Origin of the sequence: Streptomyces sp. NBC_01264 (assembly GCF_026340675.1) — a bacterium.
Lineage (GTDB): Bacteria > Actinomycetota > Actinomycetes > Streptomycetales > Streptomycetaceae > Streptomyces.
The window spans coordinates 162,352-178,092 of sequence record NZ_JAPEOX010000003.1 but is presented as its reverse complement, the minus strand read 5'-3'; the positions used below and the strand labels follow the sequence as shown (position 1 = coordinate 178,092).

Annotated in this window: 14 protein-coding genes; 10 read left to right on the top strand and 4 right to left on the bottom strand. The window is 72.0% G+C overall.

All coding sequences use genetic code 11. The annotated features are described in order from the left end of the window. Positions 1–37: 37 nt before the first annotated feature. A complete protein-coding gene (locus OG435_RS44560) occupies positions 38–1,210 on the top strand; it encodes a glycosyltransferase (RefSeq protein WP_266886841.1) in 1,173 nt (390 codons plus the stop codon). A gap of 109 nt (positions 1,211–1,319) precedes the next feature. Here OG435_RS44560 and OG435_RS44555 read toward each other — a convergent pair whose 3' ends face one another. Continuing rightward, positions 1,320–2,996: a condensation domain-containing protein gene (locus OG435_RS44555; RefSeq protein WP_266886839.1), complete on the bottom strand. Its 1,677-nt coding sequence runs from the start codon at positions 2,994–2,996 to the stop codon at positions 1,320–1,322. A 141-nt stretch (positions 2,997–3,137) separates the two neighbouring features. Here OG435_RS44555 and OG435_RS44550 point away from each other — a divergent pair, with 141 nt between their 5' ends. Next, positions 3,138–3,728, top strand: coding sequence for a TetR/AcrR family transcriptional regulator (locus OG435_RS44550; protein WP_266886837.1), 591 nt, complete (start codon positions 3,138–3,140; stop codon positions 3,726–3,728). A gap of 8 nt (positions 3,729–3,736) precedes the next feature. Here the strand turns inward: OG435_RS44550 and OG435_RS44545 are convergent, their stop codons facing one another. Then, positions 3,737–4,195, bottom strand: a complete 459-nt coding sequence (locus OG435_RS44545) for a DUF2871 domain-containing protein (RefSeq protein ID WP_266886835.1) — start codon at positions 4,193–4,195, stop codon at positions 3,737–3,739. A 203-nt stretch (positions 4,196–4,398) separates the two neighbouring features. Further along, complete coding sequence (locus OG435_RS44540) at positions 4,399–6,015, bottom strand: tryptophan halogenase family protein (protein WP_266886834.1); 1,617 nt, start codon at positions 6,013–6,015, stop codon at positions 4,399–4,401. A 491-nt stretch (positions 6,016–6,506) separates the two neighbouring features. On the opposite strand from OG435_RS44540, the gene OG435_RS44535 reads away from it, so the two are divergent. Continuing rightward, a complete protein-coding gene (locus tag OG435_RS44535) occupies positions 6,507–6,731 on the top strand; it encodes a hypothetical protein (protein WP_266886832.1) in 225 nt (74 codons plus the stop codon). 22 nt (positions 6,732–6,753) lie between these two features. Here OG435_RS44535 and OG435_RS44530 read toward each other — a convergent pair whose 3' ends face one another. Further along, entirely contained in the window at positions 6,754–9,747 is a 2,994-nt protein-coding gene (locus OG435_RS44530; RefSeq protein WP_266886829.1) for an AfsR/SARP family transcriptional regulator, read from the bottom strand. Between the two features lie 259 nt (positions 9,748–10,006). Here OG435_RS44530 and OG435_RS44525 point away from each other — a divergent pair, with 259 nt between their 5' ends. From OG435_RS44525 to OG435_RS44495, 7 genes are all read left to right on the top strand, one after another. After that, positions 10,007–10,483: a phospholipase gene (locus OG435_RS44525; protein ID WP_266886826.1), complete on the top strand. Its 477-nt coding sequence runs from the start codon at positions 10,007–10,009 to the stop codon at positions 10,481–10,483. A 123-nt stretch (positions 10,484–10,606) separates the two neighbouring features. Continuing rightward, on the top strand, positions 10,607–11,560 hold the full coding sequence (locus tag OG435_RS44520; RefSeq protein WP_266886824.1) for a TauD/TfdA family dioxygenase: 954 nt from the start codon (positions 10,607–10,609) through the stop codon (positions 11,558–11,560). Beyond that, a complete protein-coding gene (locus OG435_RS44515; RefSeq protein WP_266886822.1) occupies positions 11,560–12,363 on the top strand; it encodes a 4'-phosphopantetheinyl transferase family protein in 804 nt (267 codons plus the stop codon). Before OG435_RS44520 ends, OG435_RS44515 begins: the two co-directional genes overlap by 1 nt. Before the next feature lie 60 nt (positions 12,364–12,423). After that, positions 12,424–13,299 carry a pyridoxal-phosphate dependent enzyme gene (locus OG435_RS44510; RefSeq protein WP_266886820.1) on the top strand — a complete coding sequence of 292 codons (876 nt, stop codon included), beginning with the start codon at positions 12,424–12,426 and terminating at the stop codon, positions 13,297–13,299. Beyond that, entirely contained in the window at positions 13,293–14,297 is a 1,005-nt protein-coding gene (gene sbnB, locus OG435_RS44505) for a 2,3-diaminopropionate biosynthesis protein SbnB (RefSeq protein ID WP_266886817.1), read from the top strand. The genes OG435_RS44510 and sbnB overlap by 7 nt, the downstream gene beginning before the upstream one ends. Then, on the top strand, positions 14,294–15,304 hold the full coding sequence (gene sbnA, locus OG435_RS44500) for a 2,3-diaminopropionate biosynthesis protein SbnA (RefSeq protein WP_266886815.1): 1,011 nt from the start codon (positions 14,294–14,296) through the stop codon (positions 15,302–15,304). The genes sbnB and sbnA overlap by 4 nt, the downstream gene beginning before the upstream one ends. Positions 15,305–15,336: 32 nt before the next feature. Then, positions 15,337–15,555: an MbtH family protein gene (locus OG435_RS44495; RefSeq protein ID WP_266886813.1), complete on the top strand. Its 219-nt coding sequence runs from the start codon at positions 15,337–15,339 to the stop codon at positions 15,553–15,555. The last annotated feature ends 186 nt before the right edge of the window (positions 15,556–15,741 follow it).

Genomic DNA, 15,741 nt, shown 5'->3' with positions numbered 1-15,741 from the left:
CTAGACATGGCCCGGCGGCGTCCCTACGCTGAGGCTCATGAGAATCCTCTTTGCCAGCGTGGGCAATTTCGGGCACGTCTTCCCCTTGCTTCCCTTGGCGAGGGCCGCACGGGCAGCCGGCCACCAGGTGGCCTTCGCCACGGGTGAGCAGTTCCACCAGACCCTCCGTGAGGCGGGGTTCGAACCGGTGACGGCGGGCCGGTCCGTGCCCGAGGCGTTCATCGAAGCAGCGGGCGGTCAAGCCTTCCTCGAGGCGCACGGCGGCGAGGTGGGCGCCCAGGACGTTCCGGCGTCGGTCCTCGCGGACCTGCACATCAAGGTGTTCGGCTCCGTCCTGCCCCGCTGGATCGCCGCCGATCTGGCCACGGCGTTCGCCACGTACCGCCCCGACCTGGTGGTCCACGAGGTCCTCAACCCGGGCGCCGGCTTCGCCGCGCGGCTCGCCGGCATCCCCGCCCTCGCGCACGACGTGGGCCTGCTCGCGCAGGACCACGAGGCCGACCGGCTCCGGCAGGAGATCCTCGCCACCGCGGCCGACCTGGGCGTCGAGGTTCCCGCTGACCGGGTCAGCACCCTGGGCAACACCCTCATCGACATCTGCCCGCCCTCCCTCCAGGACCGGAGCCTCCTGGAGTCCGGCCAGCCGCGCATCGAACTGCGCCCCGTCCCGTTCGTGGAGCCGGGCGAGATCCCGGGCGGACTGGGCGCCTCCGGCGACCCGTTCGTGTACCTCACGCTGGGCACCGCGCTGGGCTCCGCCGAGAACCTGCGCACGGTCATCGACGGGCTGACCCCGCTGGGCGTGCCGGTGCTGGTGGCCACCGGGTTCCGCATCCAGCTCGCCGAGCTCGGCGAACTGCCCGCCCACGTGATCGCCGCGCCGTGGGTTCCGCAGTCCGAGGTCCTGGCGCGCGCCTCGCTGGTGGTCCAGCACGGTGGCAGCGGTACGACCCTGGCCGCGCTCTCGGCCGGACTGCCCCAGCTGATCATCCCGCAGGGCGCGGACGGCCCGGCCAACGCCCAGGCCCTGCACGCCGCCGGCGCGGGCGAGTTCGTCTTCGACCTCGCGGCCGACGCCGTGACGGAGAAGGCCCGCCTCATCCTGGGCGACGAGAGCTACCGGGACGGGGCCCGCAAGATCGCGGCCGAGATCGCCGCGATGCCGTCCCCGGAGGAGGTCGCCGCCCGCCTCCCCGATTTCGCCGGCTGACACCGAACTCCCGGACGTCCATCCCCCGTCGTCCGGGCCCATGGCATCCGGTGTGCGCGGATCATCCCCCGGTCGTGCGCACACCGGATGTACCGTGGCGAGACTTGCCCTAGGTGTGGGCCCCACCGGCCGCGGCCGCTCTGCTACGGGCCCCTCCGCCGCACGACATGGCCGGCAGGTCCTCGACGGGATCCTGCGGGTCCGCGCCCGTCAGCGCCTCCACACAGTCCGTCAGCTCGCTCGCCAGCCCCACCGCCTCGGCCCGGGTGAACACTCCGGAGGCGAACTCCAGGCTCAGCAGCGGATCCGCTCCCCACCGCAGCACCCGCAGCGCGGCGTCCGCGGTGGTGCCGCCCAGGTGTCCGTGGTGGAAGCGGGACGTGAGCGGTCCCGCCTCCAGCGTCTCGGGCAGCAGTTCGTCGCAGGCCGCGAAGACCACCTGCGTCAGGGCGGGCCGGGACCGGTCACCCGGTACGCCCAGCTCGCGCGCCAGGGCCGCCGTATCGAGGTCCGCGTAACCGAGGGCCTCGCCGAACGCGCAGGCGACGCCCCGCAGGAAGTAGTCGACCCCGCCCTCCAGCTCGCAGCACACCGGCACCGTCGCCGAGCACGGCGCGACCGTGCCCAGCAGCTCGGCCGTGGGGCGCCGCGGCATCTCGGTGCCCACCAGCAGCCGTTCGTGTCCGGAGCGCCGGCCCACGGCCAGCGCCCACGCGGAGAGCAGGACGACCGCGTGCGGCACCCCGGCCCGCGCGGCCGTCGCGTCGACGGCCCCGCGCAGTCCCGGGCCGAGCCCGAACAGCACCCGGTCGCCGCGGAAGTCGAACACCGCCGGCCTCCGGCCCGGCTCCGTCAGGTCCACGACGGCGGGGAAGTCGCGCAGCCGTTCGACCCGTTGGGCGGCCAGCGCGCGCAGCGCACCGGACCGCTCGAGCCCCTCGGCCCGCCGCAGGGCCGCGTCGGAGCCGGAGCGGTCGCTCCGGTCGAGCGGCCGGCTCCGTACGGCGCGGCCGTAGTCGGCGAGCAGCTCCCGCCAGACCAGGGAGACGGACCAGCAGTCCACGGCGGCCTCGTGGTAGAGGAAGGTCAGCAGGTGCCGGTCGGCCGCCAGCCGGGTCAGGGCGAAGGCGAGCGGCGGCCGCTCCGGATGCCCGGCCAGGTGTTCCACGTCCACCGCCAGCCGCGCGTGCGCCGCGGCCACCGGGTCCTCGCCGGCGTCGGCGGGCACCTTCGGCATGACGACGAGCGGCAGCGCGTACGCGTCGAGAACGCGCCGTACGGGGCCTTGCGGCGAGGGCCCGAACGCGGTGCGCAGCCCTTCGTGGCGCGCACCCAGGGCGTCCAGGGCCGTACGCAGCGCGCCCAGGTCGAGCGGCCCGGTGAGCTCGGCGCTGAGCATGCGGTGCACCGCGGCGGCGCCGGTGTACTGCTGCGCGGTGAGGGTCGCCAGTTGCCCGGGCAGCAGGGCGCGCGGCCCGGAGCCGGCCGCCCGGGGCGCGGCGCCGCGCGGGACGGCGACGGCCCGCGCGAGGACGTCCGCGAGGGGGAGGGGGCCGAGCAGCTGGGTTATGTCCAGCGAGAGTTGCAGCTGTTCGCCGGCCAGGGCCTGGAGCCGCATGGCCTGGCCGAGCCCGCCGCCCAGCGTCATGAAGGGCGAACCCGCGGCCCTGGCGGGCAGGGTCCGGCGGTCGTGGCCCAGCAGGTCCGCCGCCAGGTCGAGCAGCTGCTCCAGGGGAGTCGGGGTCTGCATGGGGGTGGCCTCTCCGTGGGCGGTCTTGCCCCGCATGCTGCCGACCGCACCTAGAGACGCACTGGACGACCGCACCGGACGACCGCTGTGGGCACCGGCCGAAAAGCGCCCCCGCCCAAAGACAGAAACCCTATCACTGACAACTAGATTTTCACCGACAGTGCTACCGTAGTTCGCATGACCCTGAGAGAGCGCCGAGTCCGCGAGCAGGCCCAGCGCCGGCAGTTGATCCTCACCACGGCCCGCGAGATGGCCGAGGCGGAGGGCTGGGACTTCGTCACCACGCGACGGCTGGCGGAGCGCATCGAGTACAGCCAGCCCGTGCTCTACCAGCACTTCAAGAACAAGGACGCCATCGTCAACGCGGTGGCTCTCGAAGGCTTCACCGAGCTGACCGCGGCGCTGCACGCGGCCCGGCTCTCCTCGCAGGACCCGCACGCGGCCCTGGACGCGGTCGCGCGCGCCTACGCCGACTTCGCGGCCCGGGGCCCGGTCCTCTACGAGGCCATGCTCACCCTCGACGTCGGCCTGGAACACTCCGCGGCCGGTACGCCGCAGCCGCTGTCGGCGGCCTTCGCCGAGATCAGGCAGGCAGTCGAGCCGGTGGCGGCCGACCGCGACCCCGACCTCGTCGCCGAGGTGCTGTGGAGCGCCTGGCACGGCCTGGCCACCCTCACCTGGGGCCGCCGCCTGCGCCCCGACCTCGCGCAGGAGCGCCTGGCCGCCCTGACCGGCATCCTGACCGGCCCGGCGGCCCGCACGCCGTAAGGCGGCCGTCAGACCGGGCTGTTCACCGGCTCGGTCTGCTCGGCCTGCCCGGACCGCGCGCTCTCGTGCTCCTTGACCCGCTTGCCGAGCAGGATGAAGAGGAGCACGAGCCCCACCGTCAGGATGATGTGGCCCAACCCTCCGACCAGGGAGAAGAGTTCGGGAACCTCATTGCCGAGCACGGTCTGGGTGCCCCGGTAGAGCATGCTGAGGCAGGTGATCGAGAGGCCTGCGTTGTAGAACCAGAAGAAATAGGTGAACTGCTTGTTCCCGGACAGGCCGAACACCTTGTCGAGGCCGAGGACTATCAGGAAGACCAGCATGCCCAGCGCGAGCAAGTGGGTGTGGAGGACGCCGAGCTGGGTCTCGCCCTCGAAATCGTTGATCTTGGTCAGCTCGCGGTAGTACAGGCCGGAGATCACTCCGACGATCATGTAGACATGCGCCGCGACATACGACTTCCGCATCCCCGTGCCCGCTCCCTGCTGATCCAATAGTGCCCCTGACGGTGGCCATTGAAGCATCTCGCGTAGCCTGTCCGGCGGAATCGGAAGGATCACTCGAGCCCGATTCGAGTGACATTCCACGGACGCTGTAGCGGCACCACTCCGGCGTGGCGTAGTGGTCCGCCCTTTCCGGCCACTTGTCGCGCCGCGGTGTCCGGCACCCGTCAGAACCGGCTCTCGCCGTGCAGCCGGCGCAGGTATTCGTACGTGCTGGGCAGCGTCTCCAGCAGGTTCTGCTGCTGGCGCTTGACGCTGTCGAAGAGGGGTTCCGCCCCGGCCACCGAGTCGGGCATGTGGGCGAGGACCGGCATCGGCGCGTCCGGCATCAGGCCCAGACCGGCGAAGATGCAGTAGTAGCTGCCGTTCGTCCAGGTGGAACGGCTCCCGGACTCCGTGCCGTAGTACGCCGACTCGTCGGTGACCGGTGCGTCGATGGGCAGGCCCGCCCGGTAGGCGGCGACCTTCTCCCGGATGCCCTCCGGAAGCTCCAGCTCCTTGCCGGCCCGCCAGAAGGGGGTGTCGTCGCGCGGAGCGTAGTGGAAGTGCGCCTGCAGGAAGTCGCGGGTGTCGTCGAACATCACCCGGGCCTCCCGGTTGAACCGGTCCACGAGGGCGGGCTGGAAGGTGCGGTCCGGGAAGTAGCGCACCAGTTGGTGGAGGGCGGTGGTGATGAAGTGGACCCCGGTGGGCTCCAGCGGCTCCAGGAAGCCGGTACAGGCGCCGATGCCGACCACGTTCTTCACCCAGGCGCGCTCGCTGCGGCCGACCCTCAGCCGGGCGTACCCGATCCGCGTCGTCGCCGGGTCCAGGCCCCACAGGGCGCACAGCTCCGCGGCGGCCTCCTCGCGCGTGGTGAAGCGGCTGGAATAGACGTACCCGGTGCCGAACCGGCCCGGCATGGGGACCTTCCAGGTCCAGCCAGCCTTCATCGCGATGGCGGAGGTGTACGGCTCCACCCCGTGCGCGGCGTCGTCGTGCCGGACGTCGGCGGTCACCACGCTGTCGCCCAGCAGATGCCCCTCCACGCCCGTGAACGGCTCTCCCATGGCCTCGTCGAGGAGCTGTCCGCGGAAACCGGAACAGTCCACGAACAGGTCGCCGTCCAAGGCCGTGCCGTCCTCGGTGCGCAGGGCGGTGACGAAGCCCCGGCCGTCCTTGACGGTCTCGGCCAGCTCGCCCCGGACGTGGCGCACGCCGAGCTTGGCCACCGCGAAGTCCCGCAGGAAGTCGGCGAACAGCCCGGTGTCGAAATGCCAGGCGTACCGGGTGGCGGTCCGCCCGTCGAGCCAGCGCGGGGACTTCTTGGCGTCCATCACGGGCGGCTCGCGGAAGCAGGCGTAGTCGAACGGCTCCTTGGTCGTGCCTTCGAACGTCCGCTTGAACCAGTAGTGCGAGAGCGGGGTCTGGTCGTAGTCCGGCAGCAGCCCGAAGGGGTGGTAGAAGTGGTCGGGGCCCTGCGACGGCAGCGGGCGCGCCCGGGCCTCGCCCTCGCCCTCGGTACGCCAGTTCACGAAGCGGACGGCCATCTGGAAGCTGGCGTCGCACTTGCGCATCCACTCCTCCTCGTTGATGCCGAGGAAGTCGAAGAAGGAATGCTGCAGGCTCGGTACGGTCGCCACGCCCAGACTGAGCGGCGAGGCCGAGGGGGACTCCAGCACGGTGATCTCCACGGTGCCCTGGAGCGCTTTGCCGAGGTAGGCGGCCGTCATCCAGCCCGCCACCCCACCGCCGAGGACGACGACGCTTCGGACGCGGGTATCTGCGGCGGAGCTGCTCGGCATGTGCGGGTCCCTCTTCCAGGCGGCGGTCCTGACAGTCGGTGCCCAGGTTCGTGCATGTGCCTACGGAAGATCTATAGCCGTGGTGCACGTGTATGCGAAGTGGCGATATAGCCCCGGCGCGGAGGCTGATCCCGCTGAGTGCGATACCCACCCGACACAAAGGACCCCGTCATGAACAACAACAACAGCAACAACGGCAACAACGCAAACAACGGCAACAACAGCAACAACAACGCCGACAACGAGATCAACAACAACGACAACAACAACGGCAACAACAACGCCTGACCCGGGCGCACACCCCCCACGTCCGCGCGCCCCACCGCCCACCGGCGGTGGGGCGCGCGGCGCGTTCCGGAATCCTTCCTCCCAGGTGGGAGTGGTTCCTGGGCGTTAATCGAACCAAAATCGCTCCGACAGCGCCCCTCCATAGCGTCCTGCTTGTCGCCGACCGCAGCGGCAGCGAAGTGGATTCGACTAGGAGACGACGCATGCGAAGCACCCGCACCGCCCTCGCTACCACTCTTTCCGCCGTGGTCGCCGCACTGGCACTGACGGTCGGATCGGCGGGAGAGGCCGCGGCGAGCGAGCAGCCGCCCGCGCCCGTCAGCACCGGCGTACAGGGTGAGGTGCCCTGGACCGGACCGACCCCCGGTGTGATCGGTGTGATCACCGACATCGTCACGGGCATCGTCCCGGAGGTCCCCTGGACCTGAGCGCAGGGGCCGCCGCCGGCGCTCAGCCCTCCAGGACGCGGACCAGATCGTCCGGCGGTACGGGGTGCGCCCCGGCCGCCGTGACGACCCCCAGCGCCTCGCCCACCCGTTCGCGCCACACGACCGCGCCGAGCTCCTCGAAGACCGCCCGTGCCGAGGAGAGCCACCGGACGGCGTCACCGGAGCCCCGGACCGCCAGCGACAGCCCCAGATCGGTCTCGATCCGGGCGCGCAGGAACCGGTCGGACACCTCCTTGGCCACCTCCAGCGCCTGCAGCAGCACGAACTCCGCCGCCTCCCACTGGCCTTGGCGCCAGCGCGCCTCCCCGATGCCGCGCAGGGAGTGTGCCTCACCGAGGCGGTCACCGTCCTCACGGGTCAGCTCCAGCACCTTGAAGCAGGTCTGCTCCGCGCCCGCCGGATCGCCGTGCCGCAGCAGCGCCTCGGCCAGCCGGTAGGTGTTCTGGGTCTCCCCCCGGACGCTGCCGGCCTCCCGGCTCTTGGCGATGGCTTCCGTGCACAGCGCTATGCCCTCGGCGGTGTTGCCCCGCTCCAGCTCCAGCTGGGCGAGCAGGCCCAGGACATGGGACTCGCCCGCGGTGTCACCGGTCTCCCGGAAGCCCTCCAGCGCCTCCCGCGCGTCCTTGGTCGCGCCCTCCAGGTCGCCGGAGAAGCGGGCGCACAGCGCCAGGTTGCGCAGGGCCACCGCCCCGCCGTGCTTCTCGCCGTACGCGTTGAACAGCGCCACCGACCGCACCAGCACCGGCTCGGCCTCCTCGTACTGGCGCTGGTAGATGGCCAGCGTGCCCAGCGAGCGCAGCATCGTCGCCTCGCCGAGCGTGTCGCCGGTGCGGACCGCGGCGGCCAGCGCCTGCTCGGCGCAGGACCGCCAGGCCTCCAGGTAGTTGTGGGCCTCGAAGAGCGTGGTGCTGTTCACCGTCAGCGCCCAGGCGTAGGCGGCCGACCCGTCCGATTCCGCCGCCTGGTGCACGACGTCGACCAGGGCGGTGCGCTCCGACTCCAGCCACCCCACGGGGTCGGCCATCAGCTCCTCGACCAGCGCGTCCGGCAGCGCGTACGGCGTCAGGTCCCCGTACCCCATCACGTGGTTCCCGCCGTAGGTGCGCCGGCGCGCGATGTCCGCGAGGCCCAGCCAGCCGCCGTACGCCCGGGCCAGCGCGGCCTCGCGGTCCTCCTGGCTCTCCTCCGCCTGGGCGCATTCCAGCGCGAACAGCCGCAGCAGGTCCTGGAAGCGGTAGCGGGTGACGGCCCCCGAGGACGGTGCGACCTCCAGCAGCTGCGCGTCGACCAGCTGCTCGATCAGGTCCTCGGCGTCGATCGGCGTGACATCGGCCAGCGCCGCCCCCACCCAGGCCGCGAAGTCCGGGACGGTCAGCAGGCCCAGCCGACGGTACAACTGCCGGGCGGGCCCCGGCAGATCGCGGTAGCTCAGCCGGAAGCCGGCCCGCACCCCGCCCTCGCCCGGGCTCAGCTCGTCCAGCCGCCGCCGCTGGTCCTCCAGCCGCGTCACCAGGCTCCGCACCGACCAGTGCGGTTTCGCGGCCAGCCGCGCTCCGGCGATGCGCAGTGCCAGCGGCAGCCGGTCGCACAGCACCCCGAGCCGTTCCGTGGCGCCCGGATCGGCGCCGATCCGCTGCTCGCCCGCCACCTCCCCGAGGAGGGCGGTGGCCTCCTGGGGGTCCATCGCGTTCAGGCCGATGCGCAGGACGGCGTAGTCGCCGATCAGATCGTCCATCAGGTCGCGGCCGGTGATGATCACGCAGCAGCGCCCGTTCCCGGGCAGCAGCGGCTGGATCTGCTGGAAGGAGCGGGCGTTGTCCAGCACGATCAGCACGCGCTTGCCGCCCAGCACACTGCGGTAGAGCCCGGCCCGCTCGCCCGGATCCGCGGGGATCTGGTGCGTCGGCACGCCGAGGTCGCGCAGGAAGCGGTCGAGCGTGGTGGCCGGTGAGACCGGCTCGTACGCCTCGTCGTAGCCGCGGAGGTCGGCGAAGATCTGGCCGTCGGGGAACCGGGCGGCGATCTGGTTGGCCCACTGGACGGCGAGGGCGGTCTTGCCGACGCCCCCTATCCCGCTGATCGCGGCCATCGTGAGGGGCGACTGGCCCAGCCGCTCGTCCAGCATCCGGTCGAGTTCGCTGAGTTCCTTGGCCCGCCCCGTGAACGAGGCCGCCGCGACGGGGAGCTGTGCGGCGGCCGCCGTCACGGGCGCCGGGGCGGGATTGGCGCGCGGCTGGGTGAGTTCGGGGGAGTCCTGCAGCACGAGGTCGTGCAGTCCCTGCAGGGCCGAGCCCGGTTCGATGCCGAGTTCGTCGACGAGCAGCCTGCGGCCCTCGCGGTAGACCACCAGCGCGTCCGCCCTCCGCCCCGAGCGGTAGTGGGCGAGCATCAGGTGCGCCCGCGCCTGTTCGCGCAGCGGGTTCTCCGCCACCAGGGCCGTGAGCTCGGGGATCAGCAGACGGTGCCGGCCGAGCTGGAGGCGCAGGCCCGCGTACTCCTCGTGGACGTCCAGCCGCAGTTCCTCCAGGCGGGCCGCCTCCTGTTCGATCCGGGCGCCCGCGATGCCGTCCATGGCGCGGCCCCGCCACAGCGAGAGGGCCTCGGCGAAGCTGTCGCAGGCATCGGCGGTCCGGCCGCCGCGGCTGAACTCCCGGGCCTGGCGGACCCGGTCCTCGAAGAGGACCGAGTCGATGCGGTGGTCCAGCGGGTTGAGGACGTAGCCGGGGTGCGAGGTCGCGATCAGTCCCGAGGCGTCCGCCGCCGCGTTGAAGACCTTGCGCAGGCCCGCGATGCAGATGGCGATCTGGTTGCGGGCGGTGGTCGGAGCGCCGTCCGGCCACACCGCCTCGATCAGGCTGTCGACGGAGACGATCCGGCCCGGTGACAACAGCAACATGGTCAGCACGGTCCGCTGGCGGGCACCGCCCGGCCGTAAGGGCTTTCCGTCGATGTGGACATCGAGAGGGCCCAAAAGCCTGAAGACGACCTCTCGCACCGTCGCGGTCCCCCCGGTCCCCTCACATCACCTTCGTGCAATCCCCCCGGCTGCACCCGACCATGTGATCAGTTACCGGCCGGTAGATCCAGGTGGATGACTTTGTGCAGTGTGCTTTATCCGTGCGCTTCGGGCAAATGGAACGGCCGTTCGCCAAAAGGTTCCGTATAGCTGCGGCGGGGATCCCCGATAACCGCCCCCTCCACTCTGATGGCTCGGCCCGGGAAAATCCCGGCGCCCCGTCTGTCGGAGGACTCTGATGCGCCGTCGCCTCGCTGCCGTTGTCGCCACCACCGTGACCGGGATAGTCGCATTCGCGGGCCCGGCCGTCGCCGCGCCGGCCGACAAGCCCCAGGTACTGAGCAGCTGGACCCAGACCGGCGCGGCCAGCTACAACGCCTGGTCCGCCGCCCGCTCCGCGCAGGGCAGCTGGGCCGCGTACGGCTTCGACTGGTCGACCGACTACTGCAGTTCCTCGCCCGACAACCCGTTCGGCTTCCCCTTCCAGAACGCCTGCGCCCGTCACGACTTCGGCTACCGCAACTACAAGGCGGCGGGCTCCTTCAGCACGAACAAGCCGCGCCTGGACGACGCCTTCTACAACGACCTCAAGCGGGTCTGCTCCGCCTACTCCGGCGTCAAGAAGACCTCGTGCGACTCCACCGCCTGGACCTACTACCAGGCGGTCAAGGCCTTCGGCACCAGCCCGGCCGTCGACGGCAGCGCCTCCGTCTGACCGGGACGGGGACGGCCGGCGCCGTGGGTCGGCGCTGTAGCGGCCGCATAGTTTTCGGCATGCTGCCCGCCCGACCCTCGGTTACGTCACACGAACACGTGCGCAGAGAAGAGGGATCCGACCATGCAGAGCACGGCCGAAGACAGGACGGGCACCTGGGCCCCGTTGGAGATCACCGCCGACGGGGCGGGCGCCGACCGGCTCGCCGGACAGCTCGCCGACACCGCCGGTGAGGAGGGCCTCGCCGCCCTCCTCACCCGAGAGAAGGGGATCGTCCTACGGGGCTTCGGGATCACCCCCGACAGCCTCCCGGACGTACTCGACCTGCTGCTCCCCAACCGGCTCGCCTACGTCCACGGCAACTCCCCCCGGACGAAGGTCGGCGGCAACGTCTACACCTCGACCGAGTACCCGCCCGAGTTCACCATCTCCATGCACAACGAGATGAGCTACGCCCACCAGTGGCCCACCCGGCTCGCGTTCTACTGCGAGAAGGCGGCGGCCACGGGCGGCGCCACCCCCGCCCTGGACGCCGCGCGCTGGCTCGGCGCGCTCGACCCCGAGGTCCGCGAGGCCTTCGCCGGAGGCGTCCGCTACCTGCAGAACCTGCACGACGGCTACGGCCTCGGCAAGAGCTGGCAGGACACCTTCGAGACCAAGGACCGCGAGGAGGTCGAGGCCTTCCTGGCCGGCTCCGGGGCCGAATGGACCTGGAAGGCGGACGGCGGACTGCGCATCTCCCAGCACCGCCCGGCCACCACCCGCCACCCGGTCACCGGCGCCGAGGTCTGGTTCAACCAGGCCGACCAGTGGCACCCGGCCGGACTCGGCGACGACACCGCGGCGCAGCTCGCGGCGATCATGCCGGCCGAGGACCTGCCGCAGGCCGTGACCTTCGCCGACGGCAGCCCCATCCCCACCGCCTTCATCGAACAGATCCGCGACCGGGGTCTGGACAACGCCGTCGACGTCGACTGGCGCGAGGGCGACCTGCTGCTCATCGACAACGTCCTGCTGGCGCACGGCCGCCGGCCGTTCACGGGCACCCGCCGGGTCCTCGTGGCGATGTCCGGCTGATGGGCGCGTCAGGGACCCCGGCAGCACTCCGGTCCCCGGCGGTCACCGCTCTGCACCGGAACCTCCTCGACACCGGCGCCGTCCACGTCTGGCAGGGCCGCGCACCAGGCCTGCTGTCGCCGGCCGACCGGGCCGTGCTCTCCGCGCAGGAGCGCGAGCAACTGCGCGGCATGGCGGCCGGGGCGGGCGTTCCCTACGCGGGCGTCCACGCCGCCGTACGCCGGATCCTCGCCCGCTACACCGGAGTGGAGGCCGCGGCGCTGCGCATCGGCCGCCGCGCCTGCCCGCGCTGCGGGGGAGCACCCCACGGTCGGCCCGGCATCGAATGGCCCGACTGCTCACTGGAGTTCAACCTCTCGCGGTCCGGATCCCACTGGCTGCTCGCGATCGCCGCCGGCCGCCAAGTGGGCGTGGACATCGAGGACGGCGCCGCCACCGAGGTCTCCGAGGAGTCCTCGCTCCTGGTCATGTCCCGCTCCGAGCTCGCCCACATCGAGGGCAGGCCGGACGCGGAATCCCGCCGGCAGGCCTTCTTCCGCTGCTGGACCCGCAAGGAGGCCGTGCTCAAGGCGAGCGGCGTCGGCATCGTCGTCGACCTGCCGGGCGTCGAGGTACAGCCGGAAACCCGCCCCGCGGCGCTGGTCCACCACGCCGAGCCCTCCGGTCCTTCGACCTGGCGCGTCGAGGACCTCCCGCTCGTCCCGCCCCTCTACGGAGCGGTGGCCCAGGAGGCGGCCGGCGCGGGCCCCGTCGTCCACCACCGCCTGCCGGAGACGGACGCAGGGATTCGCATAGATGGCTGATAGAGGCCCCCCGCACATTGATTCAGGCATCCCTGCGGTCCAGGGAGAGAGAGGAAAAGAGTGAACCAGGCCGTACACCGAGGAATCATCTCCACCATCGGGAGCACTCCCCTCGTGGAGCTGACCCGTCTCCTCGACGGATTCCCGTCCCGCGTCTTCATGAAGATGGAGCGCCACAACCCCGGCGGAAGCATCGAGGACCGCACGGCGCTCTCCCTGGTACGGGAGGTGATCCGGCGCGAGGGCCGCGTCCCGGACGGTTCGCTCGCCGTCGAGATCTGTACCCCCGAACTCGCCGTCTCCCTCGCGCAGGTGTGCCGCTACTACGGCATCGATTTCCTCGCCCTGATGGAGGGCGGGGCACCGGACCCCTTCCCGGCGCTCCTCACCGCCTACGGGGCGCGCCACGAGACGGTCGCCCCCGGGACCGCCCCCGAGCGGATGGCGGAGATCATCGCCACCGTGTCCCCGGCGTTCCGCCTCAGCACCAGCGCCGCCCCCGTGTGGCCGCAGGAGGACAGCGACACGATGCGGGAGATCGCCGAGGCCCTGGAGAACCGGGTCGACCTGGTCCTGTGCGACCTGGCCTACCCCCGCACCCTGGGCGGCTGCGCCGAGTTCGCCAGGATCCAGGGCCTGGACACCGCCGTCATCGGGGTCAGCCGCGGGCCGGCCCCGGTGCCCACCGGCCCGCTGGCGATCCCCTTCGGCGTCGACGACGTGGTGTGGGTCGACCCGAAGGAGGCGGCCCTCATGCGGGAGCGCCTGCTGGGCGCCGAGGGGCTGCTCGCCGACTCCACGGCGGGCGCGGCCGCCGCCGCCCTCGTCCAGCTCGCCCACCGGATCCCAGCCGGATCGAACTGCGTCATCGTCGCTCCGGCCGGCGGGGACCGCTGCCCGGAGAACTTCGAGCATAAGGAAGCGACACCATGCTGATTCTGCGTCATGCCGACGTCCGGCAGATACTGGACGGGCAGGAACGCCTCGTGGCCGACGTCGTGGAAAAGACGTACAAGGCCCATGACGAAGGCCGTACCGCACTGCCGCACTCGATATTCCTGCGTTTCCCGGACTCCCCGCGCGACCGCATCATCGGTCTTCCCGCGTTCGTCGGGGGAGACGAGCCCGCGACCGGGATGAAATGGATATCCTCCTTTCCCGGAAACCTCGAACAGGGTCTGGAACGCGCCAGCGCGGCGATCATCCTCAACGAGGCGGGCACCGGCCGCCCGGCCGCCCTGGTCGAGGGCTCGGTGATCTCCGCCAAGCGGACCGCCGCCAGTGCGGCCGTCGCCGCGCGGCTGTTCACCGCCGAGCCCGACACCCACGGCGCCGCACTCATCGGCTGCGGCGTCATCAACCTGGAAGTGCTGCGCTTCCTGCGCTCGGAACTGCCGGGGCTGCGCCACGCCACCGTCCACGACCAGGACCCGGCCCGCGCCGCGCTCTTCGCCCGCCGCGCCGCCGAGCTCACCGGCCTCGGCGTGACGGTCGCGGACACGGTCGGCGAGGCCCTCGCGGCCCACCGCCTGGTCTCCCTCGCCACGACCGCCGCCACGCCCCACCTGGACCTCGCTCCGCTCGCCCCCGGGTCCACCGTCCTGCACGTCTCCCTGCGCGACATCAAGGTCGAGGACATCCTCGCGGCGCAGAACGTCACCGACGACACCGACCACGTCAGCCGCGAGCAGACCTCGGTCCACCTCACCGAACAGGCCACCGGGAAGCGGGACTTCGTCGACGCCGAGATCGGACGGATCCTGCGCGACCCCGCCTCCTTCCGCCGCGACCCCGCCCGCACCCTCGTCTACTCCCCCTTCGGACTCGGCGCCCTCGACATCGCCCTGGCCGCCCGGGTCCACGCCGAAGCCGCCGCCAAGGGGCTGGGCGTGGAGGTGGAGGGCTTCCTGCCCGGGGAGACCCGCCCCTCATGAAGCCTGGACGCCGCGCCCTCGCCCAAGGGCTGCGCGAGACCATCGGTGGCACCCCGCTGGTGGCGCTGGACCGGATCCTGCCCGACTTCCCGTCCCGGATCTACGCCAAGATGGAACGCTTCAACCCCGGCGGCAGCATCAAGGACCGCACCGCCCTGCGCCTGCTCGCGGACAAGGTCGCCACCGGCGAACTCGAACCGGCCCGGTCCGTGGTCGTCGAGTCCAGCTCCGGCAACCTCGGGGTGGGACTGGCCCAGCTGTGCCGCAGCTTCGGCCTGCGGTTCATCTGCGTCGTCGACGCCCGCACCACCGCGCGCAACATCGACCTCCTGCGCGCCTACCAGGCCGAGGTCGAGATCGTCACCGAACCCGACCCGCAGACCGGCGAGTTCCTGCCCTCCCGGCTGCGCCGGGTCCGGGAACTGACCGAGCAGCTCCCCGGTGCCTACTGGCCCAACCAGTACAGCAACCCGCTCAACCCGATCGCACACCACCGCACGATGGAGGAGATCGACCGTGCGCTCGGCGGCCGCGTCGACTACCTCTTCTCGGCCGTCAGCACCTTCGGAACCCTGCGGGGCTGCGCCGAGTACATCCGCGCGAACGACCTGGACACCACCGTCGTGGGAGTGGACGCCGCCGGCAGCGCCATCTTCGGCAACCCGCCCGGTCCCCGGCTGCTGCCCGGCCACGGCGCGGCCATCCGGCCGCCGCTCGCCGACCTGACCCTGGCCGACGAGGTGGTCCACGTACCCGACCTCGACAGCGTCGCCGCCTGCCGTCGGCTGGTGCGCCGCGAGGCCGTCCTCGCGGGGGCCTCCTCCGGAGCCGTCGTCGCGGCCCTGGAACAACTCGCCGACCGGATCCCTGCGGGCTCCCAGTGCGTGCTCGTCTTCCCCGACGGCGGGGACCGCTACCTCGACACCGTGTACTCCGACGCCTGGGTCACCCGGCACTTCGGAGCGGTCTCCCACCTGTGGGAGCCCCCCCTCACCACCTCCGTATGACACCCGCCCGACCCCCTCTCCAGGAGACAGCCATGTCCGAACAGCAGTCCGTTCCCGCCGCATTCCGCGTGGTCCACAACGACGAGGAGCAGTTCTCGGTCTGGTGGGCCGACCGCGACCTCCCGGCCGGCTGGCACGCCGAGGGCACCGAAGGCAGCCGCGAGGAGTGCCTCGCGCACATCGACGAGATCTGGACCGACATGCGTCCGGCCAGCCTGCGCCGCCGCATGGCGGAGCAGGCCGCCGGCTGACCCGCACCGTCGCCCGGCACCGTCGCTCCGCCGCACCGTCGCTCCGCCGCACCGTCGCTCCGCCGCACCGTCGCTCCGCCGCACCACGGCGGGCCGTGCGCACGGCTCAGGCACCACCCGTGCGCACGGCCCGCCCGCACCACACCGCTTCCGGGGTTCGCCCGACGATCTCATTAGGAGTGCCAG

Excerpts from the sequence above, each read along its gene's own strand:
- OG435_RS44560 (WP_266886841.1), top strand. The coding sequence starts at position 38 with ATGAGAATCCTCTTTGCCAGCGTGGGCAATTTCGGGCACGTCTTCCCC.
- OG435_RS44555 (WP_266886839.1), bottom strand. The coding sequence starts at position 2,996 with ATGCGGGGCAAGACCGCCCACGGAGAGGCCACCCCCATGCAGACCCCG.
- OG435_RS44550 (WP_266886837.1), top strand. The coding sequence starts at position 3,138 with ATGACCCTGAGAGAGCGCCGAGTCCGCGAGCAGGCCCAGCGCCGGCAG.
- OG435_RS44545 (WP_266886835.1), bottom strand. The coding sequence starts at position 4,195 with ATGCGGAAGTCGTATGTCGCGGCGCATGTCTACATGATCGTCGGAGTG.
- OG435_RS44540 (WP_266886834.1), bottom strand. The coding sequence starts at position 6,015 with ATGCCGAGCAGCTCCGCCGCAGATACCCGCGTCCGAAGCGTCGTCGTC.
- OG435_RS44535 (WP_266886832.1), top strand. The coding sequence starts at position 6,507 with ATGCGAAGCACCCGCACCGCCCTCGCTACCACTCTTTCCGCCGTGGTC.
- OG435_RS44525 (WP_266886826.1), top strand. The coding sequence starts at position 10,007 with ATGCGCCGTCGCCTCGCTGCCGTTGTCGCCACCACCGTGACCGGGATA.
- OG435_RS44520 (WP_266886824.1), top strand. The coding sequence starts at position 10,607 with ATGCAGAGCACGGCCGAAGACAGGACGGGCACCTGGGCCCCGTTGGAG.
- OG435_RS44515 (WP_266886822.1), top strand. The coding sequence starts at position 11,560 with ATGGGCGCGTCAGGGACCCCGGCAGCACTCCGGTCCCCGGCGGTCACC.
- sbnB (WP_266886817.1), top strand. The coding sequence starts at position 13,293 with ATGCTGATTCTGCGTCATGCCGACGTCCGGCAGATACTGGACGGGCAG.
- sbnA (WP_266886815.1), top strand. The coding sequence starts at position 14,294 with ATGAAGCCTGGACGCCGCGCCCTCGCCCAAGGGCTGCGCGAGACCATC.
- OG435_RS44495 (WP_266886813.1), top strand. The coding sequence starts at position 15,337 with ATGTCCGAACAGCAGTCCGTTCCCGCCGCATTCCGCGTGGTCCACAAC.